Source organism: Sphingobacterium sp. GQ94, from assembly GCF_059758715.1.
On the sequence record NZ_JCAXEC010000008.1, the window covers coordinates 154,902 to 175,896 of the forward strand.

The window sequence follows — 20,995 nt, forward strand, 5'->3', positions numbered from 1 at the left end:
TCTAAATTAGTGTTACAAACATTATTTTTTTTGGTAAGCATCTAAAGCGGATTGCAGGTATGCTCTATATTGATCGATGTTATAGTTGGCTCCGCTCGTCGGCACTAATAATTCCTCATTATTATCTAAGATTGCATAGAGAGGTTGTGAATTACTGTTAAATCTTGTGATTTGAAAATCAGTATTCATCCTACCAACAGTATTTATTTTTTTACCGGTGGTTTGCGAGATATATTGTTCTTCCGGCGGGAGCTTCAAATCATAATCATCAACGTAGAGTTCAGCTAAAATGAACTTTTCATTAATCATTTGTTTGATTCCTGGATCAGACCATACATCCGCTTCCATTTTTCGACAATTCACGCAATTCCATCCCGTAAAATCAACAAGCAGGGGTTTGTTTTGCTCCTTTGCTGCAACTAATGCTTCTTGATAATCATAATAAGGATCCATTCCTTTGATCGTTGCTCGGTCATGGAAGTGCTTAAAATGTTTCCTGTTATTCGCCTCTGCAGAGATATTGTGAGCGGTTCCAATTTGGCCATTCGCTATATCAAAATCTTGAGTTCCAATGGGAGGCAGAAATGCTGAAATCGCTTTTAAAGGGGCTCCCCACATTCCTGGGATCATGTATACAACAAAAGAGAACACAATAATGGTAATAATAGTTCTAGGGACGCTCATGTGTTTCAAATCACTATCATGAGCAAATTTGATTTTACCAATCAAATATAAGCCCATCAAACCAAAAATCACGATCCATAATGAAAGATAGACTTCTCGATCAAGAAGCTGCCAATTATAGGCTAGATCTACATTGGAAAGGAATTTTAGTGCTAATGCTAGTTCCAAGAAACCCAATACAACTTTAACACTGTTTAACCAACCACCTGATTTAGGCATAGACCTAAGTAGGGTGGGAAACATCGCAAATAGAACAAATGGGATAGCTAAAGCAAATGAAAATCCGAACATTGCAATGGCTGGACCTAACCGATCGCCCTTGATGGCTGCATTTACCAATACGGTTCCAATAATAGGACCAGTACATGAAAATGAAACAACAGCTAAACTAGCTGCCATGAAAAAGTATCCAACCAGTCCACCTTTATCTGATTTGGCATCGATCTTATTCACAAAAGCGCTTGGTAATGTAATTTCAAATGCTCCGAAGAAGGAGGCAGCGAAAAATACAAGCATAAGGAAAAAGAAGAAATTGAATACACCATTGGTGGATAGCGCATTTAATGCTTCGGGTCCAAATGCTATAGTTATCAGCATTCCTAAAGCCACATAAATGACAATGATAAATAGCCCGTAGGTTAATGCTTGAGAAACGGCTTTTAACTTTGACGCTGATTTTTTGGTAAAGAAGCTGACCGTTAAAGGAACCATTGGAAAAATACAAGGCATTAAAAAGGCTAAAAATCCGCCCAAAAGGCCTTCAATAAAAATTCCCCACAAAGACGAACCCTCCTTAGACTCCGTTGTTCCTATGTCTTGGGCTTTATTTGCAGCAATTGTGTCTTGGGATGAGGTATCAATACCAGCGGAGAATTCAACATCTTGAAAATCAATCAAAGTGTCTTCTGAAATTTCTTGACTCGTTGATTCGCCAGAACTAAACTCTACGTCATCAATATTAATAAGTGTATCTTGAGAGAATCCAGAAAGGGGAGTAATTAAAATAATAAAAAGCCAACAGATGGCAAAAAATGCATTTTTTAAACTATACATACGAAGATTTTTATTGCGCCAAACTTAATAAAAAAGCAGGGTTTGCCCTGCTTTTTTTTATTGAATATTTTTTAGTTACTATTTTATAGTAACGGCAAATTCATATTCGTCAGGTGGCAAACAACGTTCTTTGTCACAAGCCATGAAAGTAGCTACACCCTTAACCATGGTTGGTTTATTATTAACTAGCTTAACCTTTTGTTGGAAAACTACTTGTCCGTTATAATAAGGAACAGTCATGTTAAAGACATCCTCAAATTTTGTATTAGGTGCTTTTGAAGCAGTTTTGCCTTCCACCTTAGCACCATTTGCTGGCGTGAAGGTAAAGGATGTCGAAATCGGACCTCCTTTAGGAACACTTAACCCATAAATATGCCATCCTTGTTCAATATCAGCTTTTAATAAGATAACTGCTTCTTTACTGTTAAGTTTTTTAAAGCCTACTGACCATTTTACAGGATTTTCAACCTGTGCAAATGCCCCGGAAACAAAGAGAACTAAACATGTAATTAATAGATTTATTTTTTTCATAAAAAACCTTTTTTTAATTTGACTTTATTAGTAAACAATAGTTTAACTTCAGGCCAAAGTTAATATTATAAATAGTAAAAAGTTAAGTTGTATCCTTTTTATTGCAAAATGAATACAACTTCTTTAGATCTAAAAGTTAAGGCATTACCCTCTCGAATAAGGACTAGGCTCCCATCCTTTTCTACCTTGCTTAACTTAGCTTGAAAGATCGTATTATTGGATGAATATGATGCCATTTTATCCTTTTGAAACAGCAACATGTTATACTCCTGCAACAGATCATCTGGTGTGGTTTGTTGTAATCTTAAGGATGTAATTCTATTGGCAATTGCTAAGCAAAGTTCTAAGCAAGCCATTTTAAGATCAACAATAGATAGTCCAGTTTCTTTTTTTATTGAGCTGGCTGTATTTTGGATTTCAATGGGGAAATCCATTTGATTTACGTTGATACCTATTCCTATTATAGATTGACGAATTACCTGTCCGGATAGGTTATTCTCAATCAAGATTCCTGCAATTTTTTTGTTGGAGATCATGATATCATTTGGCCATTTTATCTTCGCCTGTATTTTTTGAGTTTTAAGCCAATCCAAAGTAGCCAAGCTGATTAATACATTCAGTATGAAATGCTCGTGAGTTTGCAGAAAAGTAGGATAGAGCAATGTGCTAAAGGTAAGGTTTGTGTTTGCTTGGGAATGCCAGATATTTCCTCGCTGACCTCTTCCGTGAGTTTGGTTGATTGCCATTATGGCAGTTAATTCTGGTAGTGGCTTGAAATTTGACAATTTAGATTTTAAATAATCATTGGTAGAGCCAACTTCGTCTAAAACAATTATGTTTTGGCTTAGTGAATCTGCGGAAAATGTGTTATTTTGCAAAGGATAATATTTTTATAGTAATTTATTAGTCAAAAGTATAATAAATCTTAATGAGTAAAAATAAAAATACTTCGTTGTCAGAGAAGTTGGCAGATGTGGTGATCCACGGAATGCAAGAAAAAAAAGGCAACGATATAGTGAGGTTGGATATGCGAGAAGTTAACGGTGCTTTATCTGATTATTTTGTGATCTGCCATGCCGATTCAAACGTGCAAGTCAATGCGATTGCAAAAAGTGTAGAAGATGAAGTTTACAAGGCATTTCAATTAGATTCATGGCACAAGGAAGGTGCAGGAAATGGAGAGTGGATTTTGTTAGATTATGTGGACGTTGTTGTACACATATTTAAAACGGAAACACGCGAGCATTATCGCATAGAAGATCTATGGGGTGATGCGCAAGTAAGCAATTATCAAAGTGCTTAATAATAAGAAAGAAACGTAGTTTAAGAGTTATAAATGAAGAAAGTCCCGAGTAAAAAAATTACGCCAATGCCACCTAAATTTAATATGATTTGGCTTTGGATTGCTATGATAGTTGGCTTTTTAGGCCTTCAATATCTGTTTAGTGGAGAATCTGCCACAAAAATCACATACAATGAGTTTGAATCAAAAATGCTCATTCCTGGGGATGTCGAGAAGCTTATTGCTTATAAAACAAATGACCTGGTTGAAGTCGAGGTATACATTAAAGCGGATAAATTAGATCAGGAAAAATATAAAGATATTTCAAAGAATGAGAACCCTTTGTTTATTTCCTCCAAGGACAACCCCCAATTTAGATTTACTGAGGCGTCAGCAGATATTCTGCAAAAGAAATTAACTTCTTCTCAGGATAGTCTGCCAGCAGATCAACCAAGAGTTGAGGCTTCTTACCAAGATCGTACTAACCCATGGGCTGGATGGTTCGTTTCCTTTATGTTACCTTTATTGATACTTGCTGCAATTTGGATTTTCCTTATGCGAAGAATGAATGGAGGTGGAGCCGGTGGAGGAGGAGCTTTATTTAATATAGGTAAATCTAAAGCTCAGCTTTTTGATAAGGAATCTTCAATTAATATTACATTTAACGATGTAGCTGGGTTGGAAGAAGCTAAACAAGAGGTAATGGAAATTGTGGATTTCCTTAAAAACCCAAAAAAATATACCGATCTAGGAGGTAAAATTCCAAAGGGAGCATTGCTTGTAGGCCCTCCAGGTACGGGTAAAACTTTATTAGCCAAGGCTGTGGCAGGTGAGGCTCAAGTTCCGTTTTTCTCGCTTTCAGGTTCTGATTTTGTGGAAATGTTTGTGGGAGTTGGAGCATCACGAGTACGCGATTTGTTTAAGCAAGCAAAAGAGAAGGCTCCATGTATTATTTTCATTGATGAGATTGATGCCATTGGGCGTGCCCGAGGTAAGAATTCTGTAATGGGTGGAAATGATGAACGTGAGAATACTTTAAATCAATTGTTAGTCGAAATGGATGGTTTTGGGACAAACGTAGGGGTTATAATCCTTGCTGCAACCAATCGTCTAGATGTTTTGGATAGTGCTTTATTACGTCCCGGACGCTTCGATAGACAGGTGTCCATTGATAAGCCGGATTTAGTTGGTCGTGAACAAATTTTTAATGTCCATTTGAAACCGCTAAAACTTGCCGAGGAGGTAGATGCTAAAAAACTTTCAGCACAAACCCCTGGTTTTGCAGGAGCAGAAATTGCCAATGTTTGTAACGAGGCGGCGCTAATTGCTGCCCGAAAAAATAAAAAAGCAATTGAGATGCAAGATTTTCAAGATGCCGTTGACCGAGTAATTGGAGGACTTGAAAAGAAAAATAAGATTATATCCCCTGAGGAGAAAAAAATTGTTGCCTACCACGAGGCGGGTCATGCTATTTCTGGTTGGTTTTTAGAACATGCTGATCCATTGGTGAAAGTCTCGATTGTTCCCCGTGGAGTTGCTGCCTTAGGGTATGCACAATATCTGCCAAAAGAGCAGTTCCTATACACCACTGAACAACTTATTGACAGTATGTGTATGACCATGGGAGGACGTGTTGCTGAAGACATTACTTTTGGAAGGATTAGTACGGGCGCTCAAAATGATTTGGAACGTATTACCAAATTAGCTTATGCAATGACTGCTGTTTATGGTATGAATCATAAAGTAGGAAACGTGTCCTTTAGAGATAGTTCTAGCGAGAGCCAATTCCAGAAACCCTATTCTGATCAAACAGCCGAACTTATCGACGATGAGGTTAGAATTTTAATCTCAGAGGTTTACGAGAGAACAAAAACTTTATTGTTAGAGAAACAAGACGGGTTAATTAAGATTGCTGAAAAATTGCTAGAAAAGGAAATTTTATTTCAAGCAGATTTAGAGGAAATATTAGGAAAACGTCCATTTGATAAGAAAACAACGTACGAAGAATTTGTTAACGGTGGAGCAGATGGGGGTGGAGTTCCGCAAACGGAACTTGATCTACCTACGACAACTGATCAAGAGGATTTGAAGGCAAATGCAGAGGTTCCAAAAACCTCTGAACCAGAATAAATTGAATTTAACAAAACAGATATGGTCAGTCTGACCATATCTGTTTTCTCCTTGCATGAATATTCGCAACACTACTGCTAAAGAAAAAATGCTGAAGAAAATTCGGCAAGCACTGCTTCAGAAGAGGGAAAATCCACATCCCATATTTGAAGAGACACCTCTCTATAAAGATGACCAGGAGCCTTTAGATATTACTTTTGCTCATGAGTTTTCAAATGTTTCGGGAAAATTTATCTATTGTGATGGAGAAATCAGTTTGATTGAGAACCTGATTATCCTGGTAGAGAAACTTCAGATAAATAAAATTTATGTTTGGGAGAAAGAGCTTCAAATTTTTCTAGATCAATATGGATTTCCTCACCGAATGTCTCAACAAGGTTTCCTAGAGGAGGCTGAGGCAAGTATTACAACTTGTGAGGCATTGATTGCACGGAATGGAAGCATACTGATTAGCAATGCAAATGAGTCTGGAAGGAGACTAAGTATTTATCCTGAAGTTCATATTGTGATTGCTAAAGCTTCTCAACTTGTCATGGATGTAAAGGATGGGCTAAGTTTAATCAAAGAGAAATATGGGGAGAGTCTTCCCTCAATGGTCTCCGTAATAACTGGTCCAAGCCGTACAGCAGATATTGAAAAAAGACTCGTTTTAGGAGCTCATGGGCCTAAGGAACTTTATTTATTTTTATTAGAAGATCGATTTTAAATGCTACAACATTATATAATAAACCTACCTGTATCTAGTTTAATATTTGCGCTGACTATTGGATTAAGTGTGTATGTGTTTTCAAATCCTCAATGGTTTGGAAAACTAATGCTTCATCCTTATACGATCTACAGAGATAAAAGCAAATGGTATTTAGTATTGAGTAGCGGTTTGATTCATAAGGATTGGACACATCTTTTATTCAATATGATCACCTTTTATTATTTTGGATTTGGTCTGGAAAGTATTTTTGTAACAGCAAGTGGACCGATTGGCCACCTATTGTTTGCCTTACTCTATCTCGTCGGATTAATCTTGAGTGATATCCCTACTATTCTACAACACAAGAATAACTTTCATTACCATAGTTTAGGGGCTTCTGGAGCTATAAGTGCAGTGTTGTTTAGTTTTATCCTGTTTGATCCTAAGATGTTGTTAGGGATATTCTTTATTATTCCCATGCCAGCATATATTTTCGCAGTTCTTTATTTGGGCTATTGCATTTGGGCTTCAAAAAATTCTAACGACGGTGTGAACCACGATGCTCATCTTTTTGGCGCATTAACAGGACTGATAATTACCGTAATTTTGTATCCCTGGGTAATACAGCACTTTATAAGTCAATTTTAGATTTAATCATTTTTCCGATTAAAATCTCATACTAAACAACCCTGATTCATTCTTTTTGAGATAAAAGAATTGGAATTCGTAGCAGATTTGAATAGTTTGCTTTAATTGTCTAATTTTCAGATTGTTGAATCGTATTCTGTTGTTGACTTTCAATAAAAATTCGAATAATTAAAACGATTCGGTCTGTTTTTTGTTATAAAGTTATATATTACAAATGATAATGGTCTAAAAACTAAATTGCAAGAATAATATGAGTGATAACGGTAAAATTGTGACAGCGCTGTTGGCTGGTTTAGCCGCAGGTGCAGTTTTAGGAATTTTGTTTGCCCCTGAGAAAGGAAGTGAAACTAGAGACAAACTTAATGAATCATTAGCTGATTTGGGAGACGCGATAAAAGAACGTACCGAAGAGCAATGTGATCAGCTGATGGATTTCAAGGAAAAAGTTATATCTGCTTTAAAATCGAAATTGGGCAAAGAGGAATTGCCTTTAGATGAGGAAATAATAGAACACGCTTAGTGTTTGAAAAAATAATTTAGAAAATTGTCAAATATTGTAGGAGCTGCCAGGCTCTAAAAAAGAGCCTTGGAGTTCCTGTAAGGGAAATATACATGGAAGAACAAAAATTTTCATTTTCGGAAACCTTCAGCAAATCTAAAGCTTATTTTGAGACCCAACTCGAACTGGCAAAGCTGAAAGCCATCTCTCGCATGGCGAGAATTTTTGGTTCTTTGGTGGTTGATGCTAGCAAAATATTATTAAGCCTACTAATCATTTTCTTTTTTTCATTAGCATTGGGGTTTTATTTGGGAGAGTTGCTTGGTAGTTATTCTTTAGGATTTTTAGCTACTGGAGGTATATTTTTTGTTTTTCTAGCACTAATTAAAGCTTTTGAACCTAAGCTCGAAGCTAAATTTATGGATTTTTCAATCAAACGTATTCTTTCGAAGTGGGATGATGATGATGATGAAACAGAGAATAATTCTGTTCCTGAAGATCCAAGACCCAGTACAGAAGACGAGCTGAATGCAGAGATGAAACAACAGACTAACAAAGAAAATCAGGGAGTTTAACAATTATGAAATACAAAATTACGAATATTGGTGAATTAACTGAAGAGATCAAAAGATTGAAAATTCAGAAAAATGAGCAGCAAGAATTTTTGTTGAATCAATATGGTTTGTTGCGTAATAAAATTGAAGCACCTGCTCGCATGTTTAATATGGTAGTGTCCAATATTCCTGGACTTAGCTCTATCAGGGGATTAATTTCTGGATTCTCAGCGATGGGCAATACCAATTCCAAAGCTGATTGGTTAACAAGGACTCTTCAATTGGTTTTACCACTTGTTTTGAATAAAACTTTATTGAAAAAATCTGGATGGCTTAAAAAAACTATGGTAATGCTTGCCTCAGAAACTGCTGTAAGCCAAGTTAATCGGGACAAAATTTCTTCAATAATCGGTACTTTAACGGATTTTATAAAACCCAAGAAAAAAAAGAAAAAGGTTGTCAATCCTGAGAAAGAACCTTCGGGTAATTCGCCCGTTGGGAATTATCCGCCAATGATTACGGCAGAAGAAAGTGTTCAAGATAATATTTACGGGATCCCAAAGGACAGCGAAGCATATTAACGAACTTCGTTGTGTACTTATATGGCGTTAAATTTTGCTAAATAGTCACGATAAGCTAGTTTAATTCCTTCCCTTAGCGATGTCTTAGCAGACCATCCTAAATCATTTAATTTTTTCACATCCATGAGTTTCCTAGGTGTACCATCTGGCTTACTGGCGTCAAAAATAAGTTTTCCTTGAAAGCCAATCTCCTCTTGAATTACCTCGGCTAATTGTTGAATACTGATATCTTTGCCTACGCCGATATTTACGAATTCAAGATCACTGTAGTTGTTCATTAGGTATACACATGCTTCAGCCAAATCGTCTGCATACAAAAACTCTCGTAATGGTTTCCCTGACCCCCACACTGTTACTGTTGGTTCATGATTAATTTTTGCCAAGTGAAATTTACGGATAAGGGCCGGGAGTACATGTGAATTTTGAGGATGATAATTATCATTTATCCCATATAAATTGGTTGGCATCACAGCGATAAAATTATCTCCATATTGAAGACGATAAGACTCACACATTTTTATGCCTGCGATCTTTGCAATTGCATATGGTTCATTGCTATATTCCAAAGGGCCTGTTAATAATGAATCTTCCTTTAGGGGTTGAGGCGCCATTTTTGGGTAAATACAACTTGATCCAAGAAACATTAATTTTTTAACTTTTGATTCATGCGCAAAATGAATAACATTATTTTGAATAGCTAAATTTTGGTAGATGAAATCTGCTCTATAGGTGTTATTGGCCATGATGCCACCTACTTTGGCAGCTGCTAGAAAAACGTAATCCGGTTTTTGTTCCTCAAAAAATGTTTTCACGGCTTGTTGATCGCGAAGATCTAGCTCTTCTGAGGTCCGAAGAACAAAATTAGTATAACCAAGTTCTTCTAATTTTCTTAATATGGCTGAACCAACCATTCCTCTATGACCCGCTATGTAAATTTTCGATTGTTTTTCCACTAGAATCTATTGTTTCATACAAATATAAGGTTAATTTTGCGACATAAATATCAGGTATGGGTAAGGATAAACTAAGAAAATTTGCTGAGGTTGCCACATTCAAAAATGTCGTACAACTTGATGAAGGAAAAGTGTTTAAAGGAAAGTGGTGCTCATCGTTTTTTAAAAATGAAAAACCATTAATTTTGGAATTAGCATGCGGTAAAGGTGAATATACCGTCAACCTGGCGAAAATGTTTCCTGACAAGAATTTTTTAGGAATCGATTACAAAGGAAATCGAATTTGGCGTGGTGCAAAGACCGCATTAGAAGACGAAATTGAAAACGTCGGATTCCTTCGGATTCAAATTGAGACAATTTTGGAATATTTTCAGCAGGATGAGATCTCCGAAATCTGGATTACCTTTCCCGATCCTCAACCCCAAGATAGCAGAGAAAAAAAGCGGTTAACTAATCCCGTGTTTTTGGAACGCTATAAGCGAATTTTGAAACCGGATGGGGTAATGCACTTAAAAACTGATAATGATGGGTTTTATGCGTATACATTGGAACAAATTAGTTTACAACAACTTCCGATCCTTAAGCAGACGATAAATTTATACCAGTCTGAGTTCCTTGACCAAGTTCTTTCAATTAAAACATATTATGAAAAAAAATATTTGGCTCAGGATAAAAACATCAATTATGTCCAGTGGAAATTTAAAAAAGCTTAAATCATACTATTTCTAAAATTGATTTATGAAGTCGAAAATTTTCTTTTTTCTTTTTCTTTTTTTAGCCCATATATCATTTGCACAAGATGATTTAAAGTCAATCTACCAAAACATCTATGATGAAGTGAATATCAATTCAGAAGCATATGAACGATTGAAATATAGTACAGAGACTTTAGGGCATCGGTTGACTGGTTCTGAAAATGGAAATAAGGCAGAAGAATATGTGTTTGAACTTTTGAAGTCATATGGACTTGAAGTTCGCTTCCAGCCGTTTAATACCCAAAGCTGGCAAAGAGAGTCCTTAACGTTAAGATTCAATGGAAAATCAGTCGACGCGGTTTCACTAGCCCATTCCCCTATTCAGGCAAACCTTAATGGTGAGCTTGTTGATCTTGGCAATGGGTTGGAGGTAGATTACCAAAGAGTAGGAAAAACTATCAAGGGAAAACTTGCCCTAGTTTTTCTGCACATTCTGCCAAATTCAGACAAAAGCCTTAAGAATCTTCATCGATCAGAAAAAACCGCTCTCGCCATCCGATACGGCGCAAAAGGGGTAATTTTTATTAATAGTGTCAAAGAAAACGTTCTTCTTACCGGAACAGCGTCTATTACGGGTCAACTCATCGAGATTCCTGCCATCTGTATTGGTCTTGAAACCGGTATGAAATGGAAAGAGTTATTAAAGTCCAATCCAGTTTCTGCTGAAATTCTTATGAAAAATAAGACAGCGGAGTCGACTGCTCGAAATATCATTGTTCATATTCAAGGGTCCGAGCTACCTGAGGAACGAATTGTAATCGGAGGACACTTAGACAGTTGGGATTTAGCTACAGGGGCGATCGACAATGGACTAGGATCGTTTGCAGTAATTGATATAGCAAGAACCTTTACAAAGCTCAAGTTAAAAAGTAAGAGGTCGATTGATTTCGTTCTTTTTATGGGCGAAGAACAAGGGCTGTTGGGGTCAAAAGCCTATATTAATCAGGCTGTCGAAAATGGAGAAATCAATCAGATTAAATACATGCTAAATTTTGATATGGTTAATGCTCCAATTGGTTTTTCTAGCTCTAGGGTTGAAATGAAATCCATAATGGATGCGTGGGGTCAAGTTTATGCTCAAATTGATCCTGAGTTTAAAAACGTTAATACAATTGATGTAGGTTTACATAGCGATCATCAGCCATTTATGCTAAAAGGAATTGCTACAGGTACGGCTCGGGGAGGTAAACTTCCGAATAATGCAGGAATGTATTATCATTCTAATAAAGATCTTTTCAATTTGATAGATCCAGCAGGTTTAAAACAAACAATTCGAGTAGGGTTGAGCTATCTTTACAGTTTAGCAAACCAAAAGGATTTACCCATTCAACAACAAAATGAGCAGGAGATAGTGAAATTCCTAGAGTCCTATGGACTTAAAGAACCATTGGTTATTTCTGGCGACTGGCATTGGAAGGAGCAAGATTAAAACCAAGCTAGTTGTGATTCAATTATGACCAGAAATCTTTTTAACTAGTAATGTAAAGCTTGGAGGATTTTTTTAAAGTTTTTAATTTTTGTCGTTTTCATAATTAAAAACCAGTCAATAATTGTCCATATTCCTAACCCGCCAAAAGTAAGTAATTTAAGGATTCCTAGCCCAATATCACCGATTAAAAACCGATCCACGCCAAATGCTCCCACCAAAATGGACACAATAAGCATAACGGTTGGGTCATGAAAGTTTTGCGTATGAATATTTTGAAACTTGCTATCATCTACATTAAGTAACATTGACCTAATCTCCATTAATTGATAAGATTCAAAAAACTTATTATTTGAGATTAAAAACACATCAACTTTATGGCTTTCCATATTTTTTTGGTTAGTATAGATTAAAAAAATCCATTTATGAGATGAATATAAATGGATTTTTTCGTAAAAATAAAGAAATATTTAGATATTAGTCATTTTTTTATGTTTGCGTTTGGATATTTTTTCACTATTAACCGGTTGTGGAATCTTGACATAGTATCCGGTGCCATCGTATTCTCGTTTCTTGGGGTTAGATTGGCATTCCGTTGAACAACATCCTTCTAGCTCCCAGCCACACTCTTCACATTGTGTAAAGTGCTCGTTGCACACAGCATTTGCACAATTGATCATTTTTTTTGTGGTTTTCCCACAATTTCTACAGGTAGAAACAACAGTTGGGTTTACTGAATTTACAGGAACAGTAACACGGTTGTCAAAGACATAACATTCTCCTTCAAAATCCTTTCCTCCAGCTTCTTTTCCATACTTTATGATTCCTCCATGCAATTGGTACACCTCTTCAAAGCCTTCCTTTAAAAGAAGCGCAGATGCTTTTTCGCATTTAATTCCCCCTGTACAGTAGGTCAGAATTTTCTTCCCTTTATATCGTTCTAATTCTTTTATTTTCTCTGGAAACTCTCGAAAGTTCTCAATGTCTAATGTCACAGCATTCTTGAATCGACCGACATGATGTTCATAATTTGATCGAACATCTAGAACAACTACATCCTGTTGATCTTTCATTTCCATGAAATCTTTGGGCTCTAAGTGCTTGCCAGTTTCTATGTTTGGATTGATAATTCTTGGATCTCGAAGTCCAGAATGGACGATCTCTTCTTTGTAACGACAATGCATTTTTATAAAAGAAGGTTCTTCTACATGATCAATTTTGAATTCAGTTTTTGCAAATCTTGAATCTTCTCTTATATGATCCATATAAGCTTGACAAGCCTCCGGAGTGCCTGAAACTGTTCCATTCAGACCTTCCTCGGCGACAATAATTCGACCAGTTAAACCTAAAGATTTACAAAATGTTAGATGTTCTTCTGCAAACTTTTCTGCATTTTGGATAGGGCTGTAACAATAGTACAGCAGTGTTTGAAATTGTGCCATATAGTCATTGATACCGCTGCAAACGGCGTTTAATGTTAAAAGTTTATGCAAAGATAAGTATTTGAGAAGAACTGGTCAACTTGAGAATAGGCTTAATTGATTGCTCTTTCGATATCCAGTGCCTCAATTCCTGTTCTAAAAACAATTTCAAGGCTATTTTTTAATCAAAGGCATTAATAAATACTCGAGACCATTAAGTTTGATCTCATATAGCGTCTCAAGCTGAACACCTAGCTTGCCTTCGGGAAAGCCTTTTTTCTTGTACCAAACGAGGTAGGGTTCTGGTAGATGACAAAGCAGGTACCCTTGGAATTTTCCATAAGGCATTTTTGTGTTTGCAAGCTCTACTAATATATTGGGATTAAAAAAGTTATTCTCTTGTTTTGCCATGTGTAATTCGATATATAATAAGCCGGATTGCAATCACCAAATGGTTGAAAATGTTCGGGATAAAACCATAGTATTTTTTGAAAATGTTATAACGTTCCCTCAACCCTTGCGCATGTTTTTTCTGTGTCATCCCACCCACTAAATATTTTGCAACATATTGGTTGACATTTACGATTGTTTTTGCTCGTTTTGCAGCACGGATAACCCAATCAATATCAGAACTGAGTTGGTACTGCAAATCGTAAGCTGATGTTAAGCTTCGTTTAATATAAATTGCTTGGTGGCAGATATTCATTCCATACCGAAAAGATTTCCAATTGAATTCCTTGGGAACCCGATGTCTTCTGTCTGCAATAATATGTCTTTCTTCATTTATTAATTTGGTTTCACCATAATAAATATCTGCTTGTTGATCTCTCGTAAATATATGTTCCAGTGTATGGGAATCATAAAATTCATCACCAGAATTTAAGAACATAACATACTCACCTGTTGCTAGGCCAAGTCCTTTATTCATGGCGTCATATATGCCGTTATCTTTTTCAGAAACTAATTTTGAAATACAATCTTTGTATTCATTAATTACCTCTAAAGTTCCATCGTTGGATTTGCCATCAATTACAATATATTCAATATTGGAATAAGTTTGGTTTTTGAGCGAATCTAATGTATACCGTATATCACGTAAGTTATTATATACGATGGTAATAATAGAAACTTTTGGATAATCCATGTGATTAAATTCTGAATAATGTAAAACCTCACAAAAATAGGGATAGATTGTTAAAAAATGTTCAGAATTTATGGATTCTCTAAAAAGAAAAAAAAATAGTGTACATTAAACTTTAAAATATACTGATTTCGAAAATTAAATTTTATGATTGCAAAGCTAAAAAAAGCGATACTTACTTATTTTCCAATACATAAATTCTTTCATGCTCGTTCTTATTCCCAAGAAGGGGAAGATATGGTAATTCGCGGCTTTTATGAAGCAAAAAAAGGCTATAAGGGCTTTTATGTGGACGTTGGCGCACATCATCCATTTCGGTTTTCAAATACGATGTATTTCTATCAAAAGGGGTGGAAGGGAATCAATATTGAACCTTCTCCAGAGGCAATGAAGTGGTTTAACTGGTTTAGAAGGAGGGATATAAATTTAAATATCGGAATTAGTGAAAGTCCTCAAAGTTTGACGTATTATTGTTTTAATGAGCCTGCTTTGAATGGTTTCTCGCAACAGATTTCAGAACAAAGAGACGGTCTAAATGCAAAATATTATTTAGTAAAAACAATTTCAGTTCCAACCCTACCATTAGCCCAAGTCCTTGAGAAACATGTCCCCCAAGGTCAACTGATTGATTTTCTTTCAGTTGATGCGGAAGGTTTTGACCTTATCGTTTTAAATTCAAATGATTGGAAAAAGTACCGTCCTACCTTTGTGCTTGTTGAGGAAGAATTAATTGTGGCTAGATTACAGGAATCAGAGGTATATCAATTTATGTTAAGTCAAAAATATGAGTTAATTTCTAAGACTAAAAGAACCTTGTTTTTTAAAAGAATAGAACTTGATTAATGTGAAGCCTTTTTGATTTTTCGTTGCGCCAGTTTTTTTTCAATAAATCTAGCGAGCCTTTCAAAAAATGTACCTTTTCTATTGTTGTAAAAATGTTTGATTGCCTGGACTGCAATAGGATCTTCCTCGACAATCGAAGGGTATTTTCTTGCCGTCTTCTTAGCTAACGTCACTCTGTAGACTTGATCCACATCAGAGTGTGTTCCTGAGCCATCCGTTCCCGTGTTTTGAATGTAAGAAACTCTGGGGTATAACACCAGTCCTTGTTTATTGAATACAGATAAATACCAACGAATAGCCCATGAATTGATTTTTCCTGCTTTAAACTGTTTTACTTGCTTCCAAAAATTTTCGGATCCTTCCACGCTGAAAGCTTTCCTATCTTTTCTCTTGAAGTTTTTGGTAAGCTCTCCTATATCGGGATTAAAATGTTTCCAGGCTCTTTCCCAAGTTGCCCATCCCCAACTATTTGCTACCCGGAAGAAAAAGGTTTGAGGGAGTTTTCTATCTTGGGCTATGGGATACATATAACCTGAAATTTCCATCACCCTCTCATCATTCTGATAATAATTGAGGGCTTCATTGAAATACTCCAATGCAAATGGAGAAGTTTCAAGATCATCCTCAAGAACAATTATTTTTCCATGCTTTTGGACCACTTGAGATACTCCATCAATGATGCTGTTCGCTAAACCTTTATTTTGGGACCGTTCAATAATAAAAATATGCTTAAATTTCCAAGGCTCCCGTAAAATAGCTCGTACTTTATTTACATTTTCAATATCCAAAGCTGTTTTTGCCGCATCAGAGAATATATAAATATCGGACTGTTCGGCAAGTCTATTGGCCTCAAGTGCCATTAAAGTTTTTCGTGTATGAATGGGTCTATTGTAAACAAATAAGGCTATTGGTGCTAACATGTAAATATAATATCTATCTATTCTTTTCAAATATATGGAGTTATTCCAGTATTGCTCTTGGATAATTCCTTTTTTGTTATACACTACAATAATCTTTCCTAAATTTGCTAATCAAATATATTCATGAGCGAAAATACAAAGAGCGTCACCATAAATGGTCTTTTCTGGAATGCACTAGACAGAATTGGAAATCAGGCTATCGTAATCATTGTTACGATTATTACAGCGAGAATAATCCTTCCGGAAGATTTTGGTGTTATCGGTGTACTCTTGATATTTTCCACTATTGCGACCGCTTTTGTAGATAGTGGGTTTGCGACCTCTCTTGTGCGAGCGAAGGTGGTGGAGGAGCAGGATTATTCCACCATGTTTGTGTTTAACTTGGTGGTGAGCTTAGGGTTGTACTTAATTCTCTTTTTTGCAGCTCCTTTTCTTGAAAAATATTATGAAATAAGTGGGTTGGCATCCTATGCCCGCATACTTTTTCTTCAACTTATAGTTCAAGCTTTTGGCATCGTGCAGTATGTTAAAATCCTAAAGAATTTTCAGTTTAAAATTACAGCGAGGATCAATGTGCTTTCAATCTTAGCGGCTGGTATTGTTACTGTTATTTTGGCGCTTATGGGTTTGGCTGTCTGGGCCCTATTATTACAACCTGTACTTAATTCACTTTTTCGTAGCTTGATGCTTTGGATTTGGGGCGATTGGCGGATTAACTTTGCTTTTAATCTTGCTTCCTTGAAGAAACATTTGGCGTTCTCCTTGTCCTTTATGGGTTCTAATATGTTAGGGAAAATTCTCTCACCATTATATGTTTCGTTTATCGGGCAATACTATACCCTTTCCCAGACAGGTTATTATCAACAAGGTAATAAATGGGGGGAGACACCAAATCTATTGATCTCGTCTATTATTCAGGGAACTACCCTTTCCACTCTTACACCAATTCAGGACGACTACCCCAGGTTCCTAAATGCCTGTAGAAAAACCATGTCTACCCTAGCGTTTGTGCTCTTTCCGGCGGCCTTACTCTCAATATGTGTGGCCAAACCGGCTTTTGTTTTTGTGCTCACAGAGACTTGGTTACCGGCTGTCTCGATTTTTCAATTGTTGTGTTTTGCTGCCTTGTTTATCTCATTGACCGACATGAATGTAAATTTTCTAAACATCAAAGGGAGATCTCAGTTCTCACTTGTATTGGAAATTTTGAAAATTTCGATGGCAATCGTTCTCTTGTTCCTTACCTATAAACACGGTCTATCGATGATTATTTATGGACAAATTGCGGTAAGGGTTGTGTGTTATATTATTTCTACAACAATGAGCTCGAAAATTTATGGATATGGCTTCCTTTCCCAGTTAAAAGATATTTTGCCCTGCTTTTTAATCAGTTCATTTGCCGCAGGGATCGCCTATCTGCCGTTATATTTTGACCTGATTACCCACGATTTACTGCTTATTATCTCTCAAAGCCTTATATTCGTAATCCTGTATATTGGGATTAATCAGCTTCTGAAGAATGAAATTTGGATGGAGTTATTGGGTATAATAAAAACGAAAATTTCTAAGAAAGCTTAATGATAGTTGCAAAAAGTAATTGGTTGGGTTATCAGACTATTTTTTATAATGAGAAAACGTCTAAATCCAGCAGTAATATTAATGAGGTTATTGATTATTCTAATTTGGAAATTGATCCAGAAGGATTATCTGCCTATCTAGATTTTGGATATAGTGTTTTTGGCCATACACCTGTGAAACACGTGAAATTCCTTTTGCCTAACCAAATTCTCGTTTCAAAAGATGGTCAGTTACTGGTCAAAGAAGAAACTGATGAGGTAATAAATTTCATTGGAAGAAAATCCAATGAACATGACGTAATGGATAAGATTCATTCTGCTGTGAATAGATGGGCAAATTCTTTTTCAGAAGATATTCTTATTCCCACTAGCGGCGGCTTTGATTCAAGATTGATGAATATTCTTATAGAAGATAAAAGTCGGATTCATTCATATACGTATGGTACTTCTTATAATCAGAATAAATCAAGAGAATCGGTCTATGCAGAATTGCTCTCGGAAAGACTCTCAACGCAATGGAAGCGAATACCACTAGGTAAATTCAATATCTATATGGATGATTGGTACAATCAATTCGGACCAGCCGTTGCTGCCTCTGGAACCTATCATATGGAATTTTATAAAATAATTCAAGAAATAGAATCTGGGCAAAAGCTTCAACTCTTAAGTGGAATAATTGGAGATGCTTGGGCTGGTGCTGTTAAGGTTCCGGAAATAAGTACCGTTGCTGAATATCGTACCTTAGGTTATACCCATGGAATGAGTGCAAACTCTAGATTGGCAACTCATGTGGATTATTCGGGTATTGTGGAGCCTATCTTTGATAGGCAAAGGGACAATTTTAAGGACCCTGATTTTCGAATCATTACAGCTATGCGAACGAAGATGATGATGCTTCAATACTTAATTTCGGTTCCTAATGAAATGGGTTACCCAGGATATTCACCATTTTTGGACCAGGATATAGCACTGAGTATGCTCAACCTACCTACACAACGGAAGGAAAATAGAGCTTGGCAGCGTGATTATTTTAGAAAGCATAACTTGTTATTTGAGGAAGAAAAGCATCAATTTACTTATCAAAATAGTTTAAATTATTATGCCTTATTGCATGAGCGTTTGCAACCGTTAAATATTCATGTATTAAGAGAAGTTATTCGTCCTGAATATGTGAGTTGGATAAATAACAAAATCATGCAGATTAACCCAAAGGAGCGAATTTTTCAGACCTTAATGCATACACCTAAGGTGAAAGGTGTGTTAAAGCTTTTAGGTGCTAGAAATAAACTTTTAGAAGCATATTTTGCTTATATTACCATAAAACCTATTGAAACTTTATTACTAAAAAGAGATGACAGGTCAACCAAATCATAAATTTTTATTCGCAGGTGATGCGGTTCTGAACACTGTTCCTGAATTCACAGAATCTTTAAAGGAACTGATTGCTTCTTCTGTGATTTGTGGGTGTAACTTTGAAGCTCCTCTGACAGGATTTGGGACAGCAATTAACAAGACTGGCCCCGTGATTTCTCAACTTCAGAGGGCGCCAAAAATATTAGGAGACTTAGGGTTTAATATTTTTTCATTGGCAAACAATCATATTTATGATTATTCAGATCAAGGGTTAAAAGAAACAATGAAATCCTTTAAGAAAGGGCAGTCTCTGGGTGTAGGCTCTCCTGAGGAGGCTTATGATTTAACCACAAGAGAGATTGATGGTGTAATTTATGGATTTGTGGCTTATGGTGAAAATGGTTTTGGAGCATTAAACGGAGATAGGGAGTTTGGTCATGCTTGGATTAATCATCCGCGCGTAAATGGTGATATAGCTCACTATAAAGAACAAGTTGATGTGCTTATTGTCCAAATTCATGCGGGAGTAGAAATGTTAGATGTTCCTATTCCTGAATGGAGAGCTCGTTTTAGGGAAATTATTGATCTGGGAGCAGATGTTGTCGTAGCACATCACCCCCATGTTATCCAAGGAATAGAAGAATATCGGGACAGGTTGATTTGTTATAGTTTAGGTAATTTCTATTTTGACTATCCGACACATGCTCCATCTTGGAATGTAGGTGCTATGCTAGAGCTTAATTTTAGGCATAAACAGCTTTTTAGCTATAAGGTCCATGTGCTTGAAAAAAAAGATGTTATTGTTGATCTAAAAGGTGATGACTATTCTCAAAAATTAATCTCTGAACTGAATTCAAAATTAAACGCAGAAGATTACGAGGATTATGTGAATCAAAAGGCACTAAATGATTGGCAAGAACACCATGCTGCTTATTACGCAAAACCTTTTAATGGACTAGCAGGTTATGGGCCCGTTAAATTGCTAAAACATGTAAAAAGAGTAATTTTTAATCGAACGATTGACTATCAAATGCTATGGCATAACCAATTCATCGAAAGTAATAAATGGCTCGTCGAACGAGCCATCAGGTATAAAATGAAACAAAATAACACGTATTAAATCACTGTTATCTGCTTATTGAATTCGTCTAAACTAGGGTGTTTCGGTGGCATGTCTGTAATTAGATAGGTAATATCTTTCAACGGACAAACACGCAATTTTTGGTTAGAATTCAATTTTTCAACAATACTCAACACCCCAAGCTTTTGGGAACATTTTACCATTGCTTTTTTAATTTGAACAACTTCCCAATCAGAGTCCGTAATCCCTTCTTCGACGGATAAACTATTTGTCCCTAATAGACATAAATCTACCTTGATTTGGGATAATTCATTAACCACCTGTGATCCTGAGACTACATTTGTATTTCTAGAAAGTTTTCCTCCTAGTAGAATAACTTCGAGGTTTTCCTTTTCAGCTAATTCTAAAGCAACCAATGGACTAATGGTAAAAAAAATACATTGAATGTCTTTTGGGATTAACCTAGCTAATTCAATCATACTTGTACCTCCACCGACTAGAACGGTCATTCCATTTTGGATTAAGGAAATAGCTTTTGTTGCGATTTCCTTTTTTGCTTCCTTTGCATATACATTCCCTTCTTGGAAAGGATATTGGAATGATTTTGATAAGGCACCTCCATAAACTTTGAGTACTTTTCCACTTTCAGCAAGTTCGTTCAAATCCCTTCGAATAGTGTCCTCTGACACATTTAATTGTACACTAAGGTCTGAGGAAAGAACTTTATTGTGTATGTTGATTTGGTGAATAATGTATGCTTGTCTTTCTTCTTTTAACATAATTTATTTATAGTTTATATAAAAAAATATTTCAGAATTTAACTTTGTTCGTCATCCTGTTTTTTTTGGTCAATAATTGTTTTAGTCTTGAATCTC

At 36.0% G+C, this 20,995-nt stretch carries 23 protein-coding genes; 13 read left to right on the forward strand and 10 right to left on the reverse strand.

The genetic code is table 11. The features are described 5' to 3' along the window. Positions 1-21: 21 nt before the first annotated feature. The 3 genes from AC6CHH_RS09545 to AC6CHH_RS09555 form a co-directional block, all read right to left on the reverse strand. On the reverse strand, positions 22-1,737 hold the full coding sequence (locus AC6CHH_RS09545; RefSeq protein ID WP_498282190.1) for a protein-disulfide reductase DsbD family protein: 1,716 nt from the start codon (positions 1,735-1,737) through the stop codon (positions 22-24). A 78-nt stretch (positions 1,738-1,815) separates the two neighbouring features. Continuing rightward, positions 1,816-2,268 carry a protein-disulfide reductase DsbD domain-containing protein gene (locus AC6CHH_RS09550; protein ID WP_498282192.1) on the reverse strand — a complete coding sequence of 151 codons (453 nt, stop codon included), beginning with the start codon at positions 2,266-2,268 and terminating at the stop codon, positions 1,816-1,818. Between the two features lie 98 nt (positions 2,269-2,366). After that, positions 2,367-3,146: a biotin--[acetyl-CoA-carboxylase] ligase gene (locus AC6CHH_RS09555; RefSeq protein WP_498282194.1), complete on the reverse strand. Its 780-nt coding sequence runs from the start codon at positions 3,144-3,146 to the stop codon at positions 2,367-2,369. A 50-nt stretch (positions 3,147-3,196) separates the two neighbouring features. Here AC6CHH_RS09555 and rsfS point away from each other — a divergent pair, with 50 nt between their 5' ends. The 7 genes from rsfS to AC6CHH_RS09590 all read left to right on the forward strand — a co-directional run bounded on the left by rsfS (position 3,197) and on the right by AC6CHH_RS09590 (position 8,650). Continuing rightward, the gene (gene rsfS / locus AC6CHH_RS09560; RefSeq protein WP_498282195.1) at positions 3,197-3,571 is read left to right on the forward strand and encodes a ribosome silencing factor; all 375 of its coding nucleotides are present in this window, start codon (positions 3,197-3,199) and stop codon (positions 3,569-3,571) included. 33 nt (positions 3,572-3,604) lie between these two features. Then, positions 3,605-5,680, forward strand: coding sequence for an ATP-dependent zinc metalloprotease FtsH (gene ftsH, locus AC6CHH_RS09565; protein ID WP_498282197.1), 2,076 nt, complete (start codon positions 3,605-3,607; stop codon positions 5,678-5,680). 55 nt (positions 5,681-5,735) lie between these two features. After that, entirely contained in the window at positions 5,736-6,386 is a 651-nt protein-coding gene (locus AC6CHH_RS09570) for a LutC/YkgG family protein (protein WP_498282199.1), read from the forward strand. Beyond that, positions 6,387-7,016 carry a rhomboid family intramembrane serine protease gene (locus AC6CHH_RS09575; RefSeq protein ID WP_498282201.1) on the forward strand — a complete coding sequence of 210 codons (630 nt, stop codon included), beginning with the start codon at positions 6,387-6,389 and terminating at the stop codon, positions 7,014-7,016. A 250-nt stretch (positions 7,017-7,266) separates the two neighbouring features. Beyond that, positions 7,267-7,536: a YtxH domain-containing protein gene (locus AC6CHH_RS09580; RefSeq protein WP_498282203.1), complete on the forward strand. Its 270-nt coding sequence runs from the start codon at positions 7,267-7,269 to the stop codon at positions 7,534-7,536. 92 nt (positions 7,537-7,628) lie between these two features. Beyond that, entirely contained in the window at positions 7,629-8,090 is a 462-nt protein-coding gene (locus tag AC6CHH_RS09585) for a hypothetical protein (protein WP_498282205.1), read from the forward strand. Between the two features lie 5 nt (positions 8,091-8,095). Further along, on the forward strand, positions 8,096-8,650 hold the full coding sequence (locus AC6CHH_RS09590; protein WP_498282207.1) for a hypothetical protein: 555 nt from the start codon (positions 8,096-8,098) through the stop codon (positions 8,648-8,650). 17 nt (positions 8,651-8,667) lie between these two features. Here the strand turns inward: AC6CHH_RS09590 and AC6CHH_RS09595 are convergent, their stop codons facing one another. Continuing rightward, on the reverse strand, positions 8,668-9,603 hold the full coding sequence (locus tag AC6CHH_RS09595) for a GDP-L-fucose synthase family protein (RefSeq protein WP_498282209.1): 936 nt from the start codon (positions 9,601-9,603) through the stop codon (positions 8,668-8,670). A gap of 56 nt (positions 9,604-9,659) precedes the next feature. Here AC6CHH_RS09595 and trmB point away from each other — a divergent pair, with 56 nt between their 5' ends. Together trmB and AC6CHH_RS09605 are read left to right on the forward strand one after the other, a co-directional pair. Then, positions 9,660-10,316: a tRNA (guanosine(46)-N7)-methyltransferase TrmB gene (gene trmB / locus AC6CHH_RS09600; protein WP_498282211.1), complete on the forward strand. Its 657-nt coding sequence runs from the start codon at positions 9,660-9,662 to the stop codon at positions 10,314-10,316. A 25-nt stretch (positions 10,317-10,341) separates the two neighbouring features. Next, complete coding sequence (locus tag AC6CHH_RS09605) at positions 10,342-11,787, forward strand: M28 family peptidase (RefSeq protein ID WP_498282213.1); 1,446 nt, start codon at positions 10,342-10,344, stop codon at positions 11,785-11,787. 44 nt (positions 11,788-11,831) lie between these two features. On the opposite strand, the gene AC6CHH_RS09610 is transcribed toward AC6CHH_RS09605, so the two are convergent. The 4 genes from AC6CHH_RS09610 to AC6CHH_RS09625 form a co-directional block, all read right to left on the reverse strand. Beyond that, on the reverse strand, positions 11,832-12,173 hold the full coding sequence (locus tag AC6CHH_RS09610) for a TM2 domain-containing protein (RefSeq protein WP_498282215.1): 342 nt from the start codon (positions 12,171-12,173) through the stop codon (positions 11,832-11,834). 81 nt (positions 12,174-12,254) lie between these two features. Beyond that, on the reverse strand, positions 12,255-13,226 hold the full coding sequence (trhO, locus tag AC6CHH_RS09615; protein ID WP_498282217.1) for an oxygen-dependent tRNA uridine(34) hydroxylase TrhO: 972 nt from the start codon (positions 13,224-13,226) through the stop codon (positions 12,255-12,257). Between the two features lie 153 nt (positions 13,227-13,379). After that, positions 13,380-13,616, reverse strand: a complete 237-nt coding sequence (locus tag AC6CHH_RS09620; RefSeq protein WP_498282219.1) for a DUF3820 family protein — start codon at positions 13,614-13,616, stop codon at positions 13,380-13,382. Continuing rightward, a complete protein-coding gene (locus AC6CHH_RS09625) occupies positions 13,597-14,349 on the reverse strand; it encodes a glycosyltransferase family 2 protein (protein WP_498282221.1) in 753 nt (250 codons plus the stop codon). Before AC6CHH_RS09625 ends, AC6CHH_RS09620 begins: the two co-directional genes overlap by 20 nt. Before the next feature lie 144 nt (positions 14,350-14,493). Here AC6CHH_RS09625 and AC6CHH_RS09630 point away from each other — a divergent pair, with 144 nt between their 5' ends. Next, positions 14,494-15,189, forward strand: a complete 696-nt coding sequence (locus AC6CHH_RS09630) for an FkbM family methyltransferase (RefSeq protein ID WP_498282223.1) — start codon at positions 14,494-14,496, stop codon at positions 15,187-15,189. Here AC6CHH_RS09630 and AC6CHH_RS09635 read toward each other — a convergent pair. Continuing rightward, positions 15,186-16,193 (reverse strand): sugar transferase, encoded by a 1,008-nt coding sequence (locus AC6CHH_RS09635; RefSeq protein WP_498282225.1) that lies wholly within the window; start codon positions 16,191-16,193, stop codon positions 15,186-15,188. The two genes, AC6CHH_RS09630 and AC6CHH_RS09635, sit on opposite strands and share 4 nt — an antisense overlap. 39 nt (positions 16,194-16,232) lie before the next feature. Here AC6CHH_RS09635 and AC6CHH_RS09640 point away from each other — a divergent pair, with 39 nt between their 5' ends. The 3 genes from AC6CHH_RS09640 to AC6CHH_RS09650 are packed head-to-tail and all read left to right on the forward strand — an operon-like array spanning position 16,233 to position 20,159. After that, entirely contained in the window at positions 16,233-17,687 is a 1,455-nt protein-coding gene (locus tag AC6CHH_RS09640; protein WP_498282227.1) for a lipopolysaccharide biosynthesis protein, read from the forward strand. Further along, positions 17,687-19,060, forward strand: coding sequence for a hypothetical protein (locus AC6CHH_RS09645; protein ID WP_498282229.1), 1,374 nt, complete (start codon positions 17,687-17,689; stop codon positions 19,058-19,060). Before AC6CHH_RS09640 ends, AC6CHH_RS09645 begins: the two co-directional genes overlap by 1 nt. After that, entirely contained in the window at positions 19,038-20,159 is a 1,122-nt protein-coding gene (locus tag AC6CHH_RS09650) for a CapA family protein (RefSeq protein WP_498282231.1), read from the forward strand. Before AC6CHH_RS09645 ends, AC6CHH_RS09650 begins: the two co-directional genes overlap by 23 nt. On the opposite strand, the gene AC6CHH_RS09655 is transcribed toward AC6CHH_RS09650, so the two are convergent. Further along, complete coding sequence (locus tag AC6CHH_RS09655) at positions 20,156-20,899, reverse strand: DeoR/GlpR family DNA-binding transcription regulator (RefSeq protein WP_498282233.1); 744 nt, start codon at positions 20,897-20,899, stop codon at positions 20,156-20,158. The two genes, AC6CHH_RS09650 and AC6CHH_RS09655, sit on opposite strands and share 4 nt — an antisense overlap. Positions 20,900-20,995 lie beyond the last annotated feature (96 nt).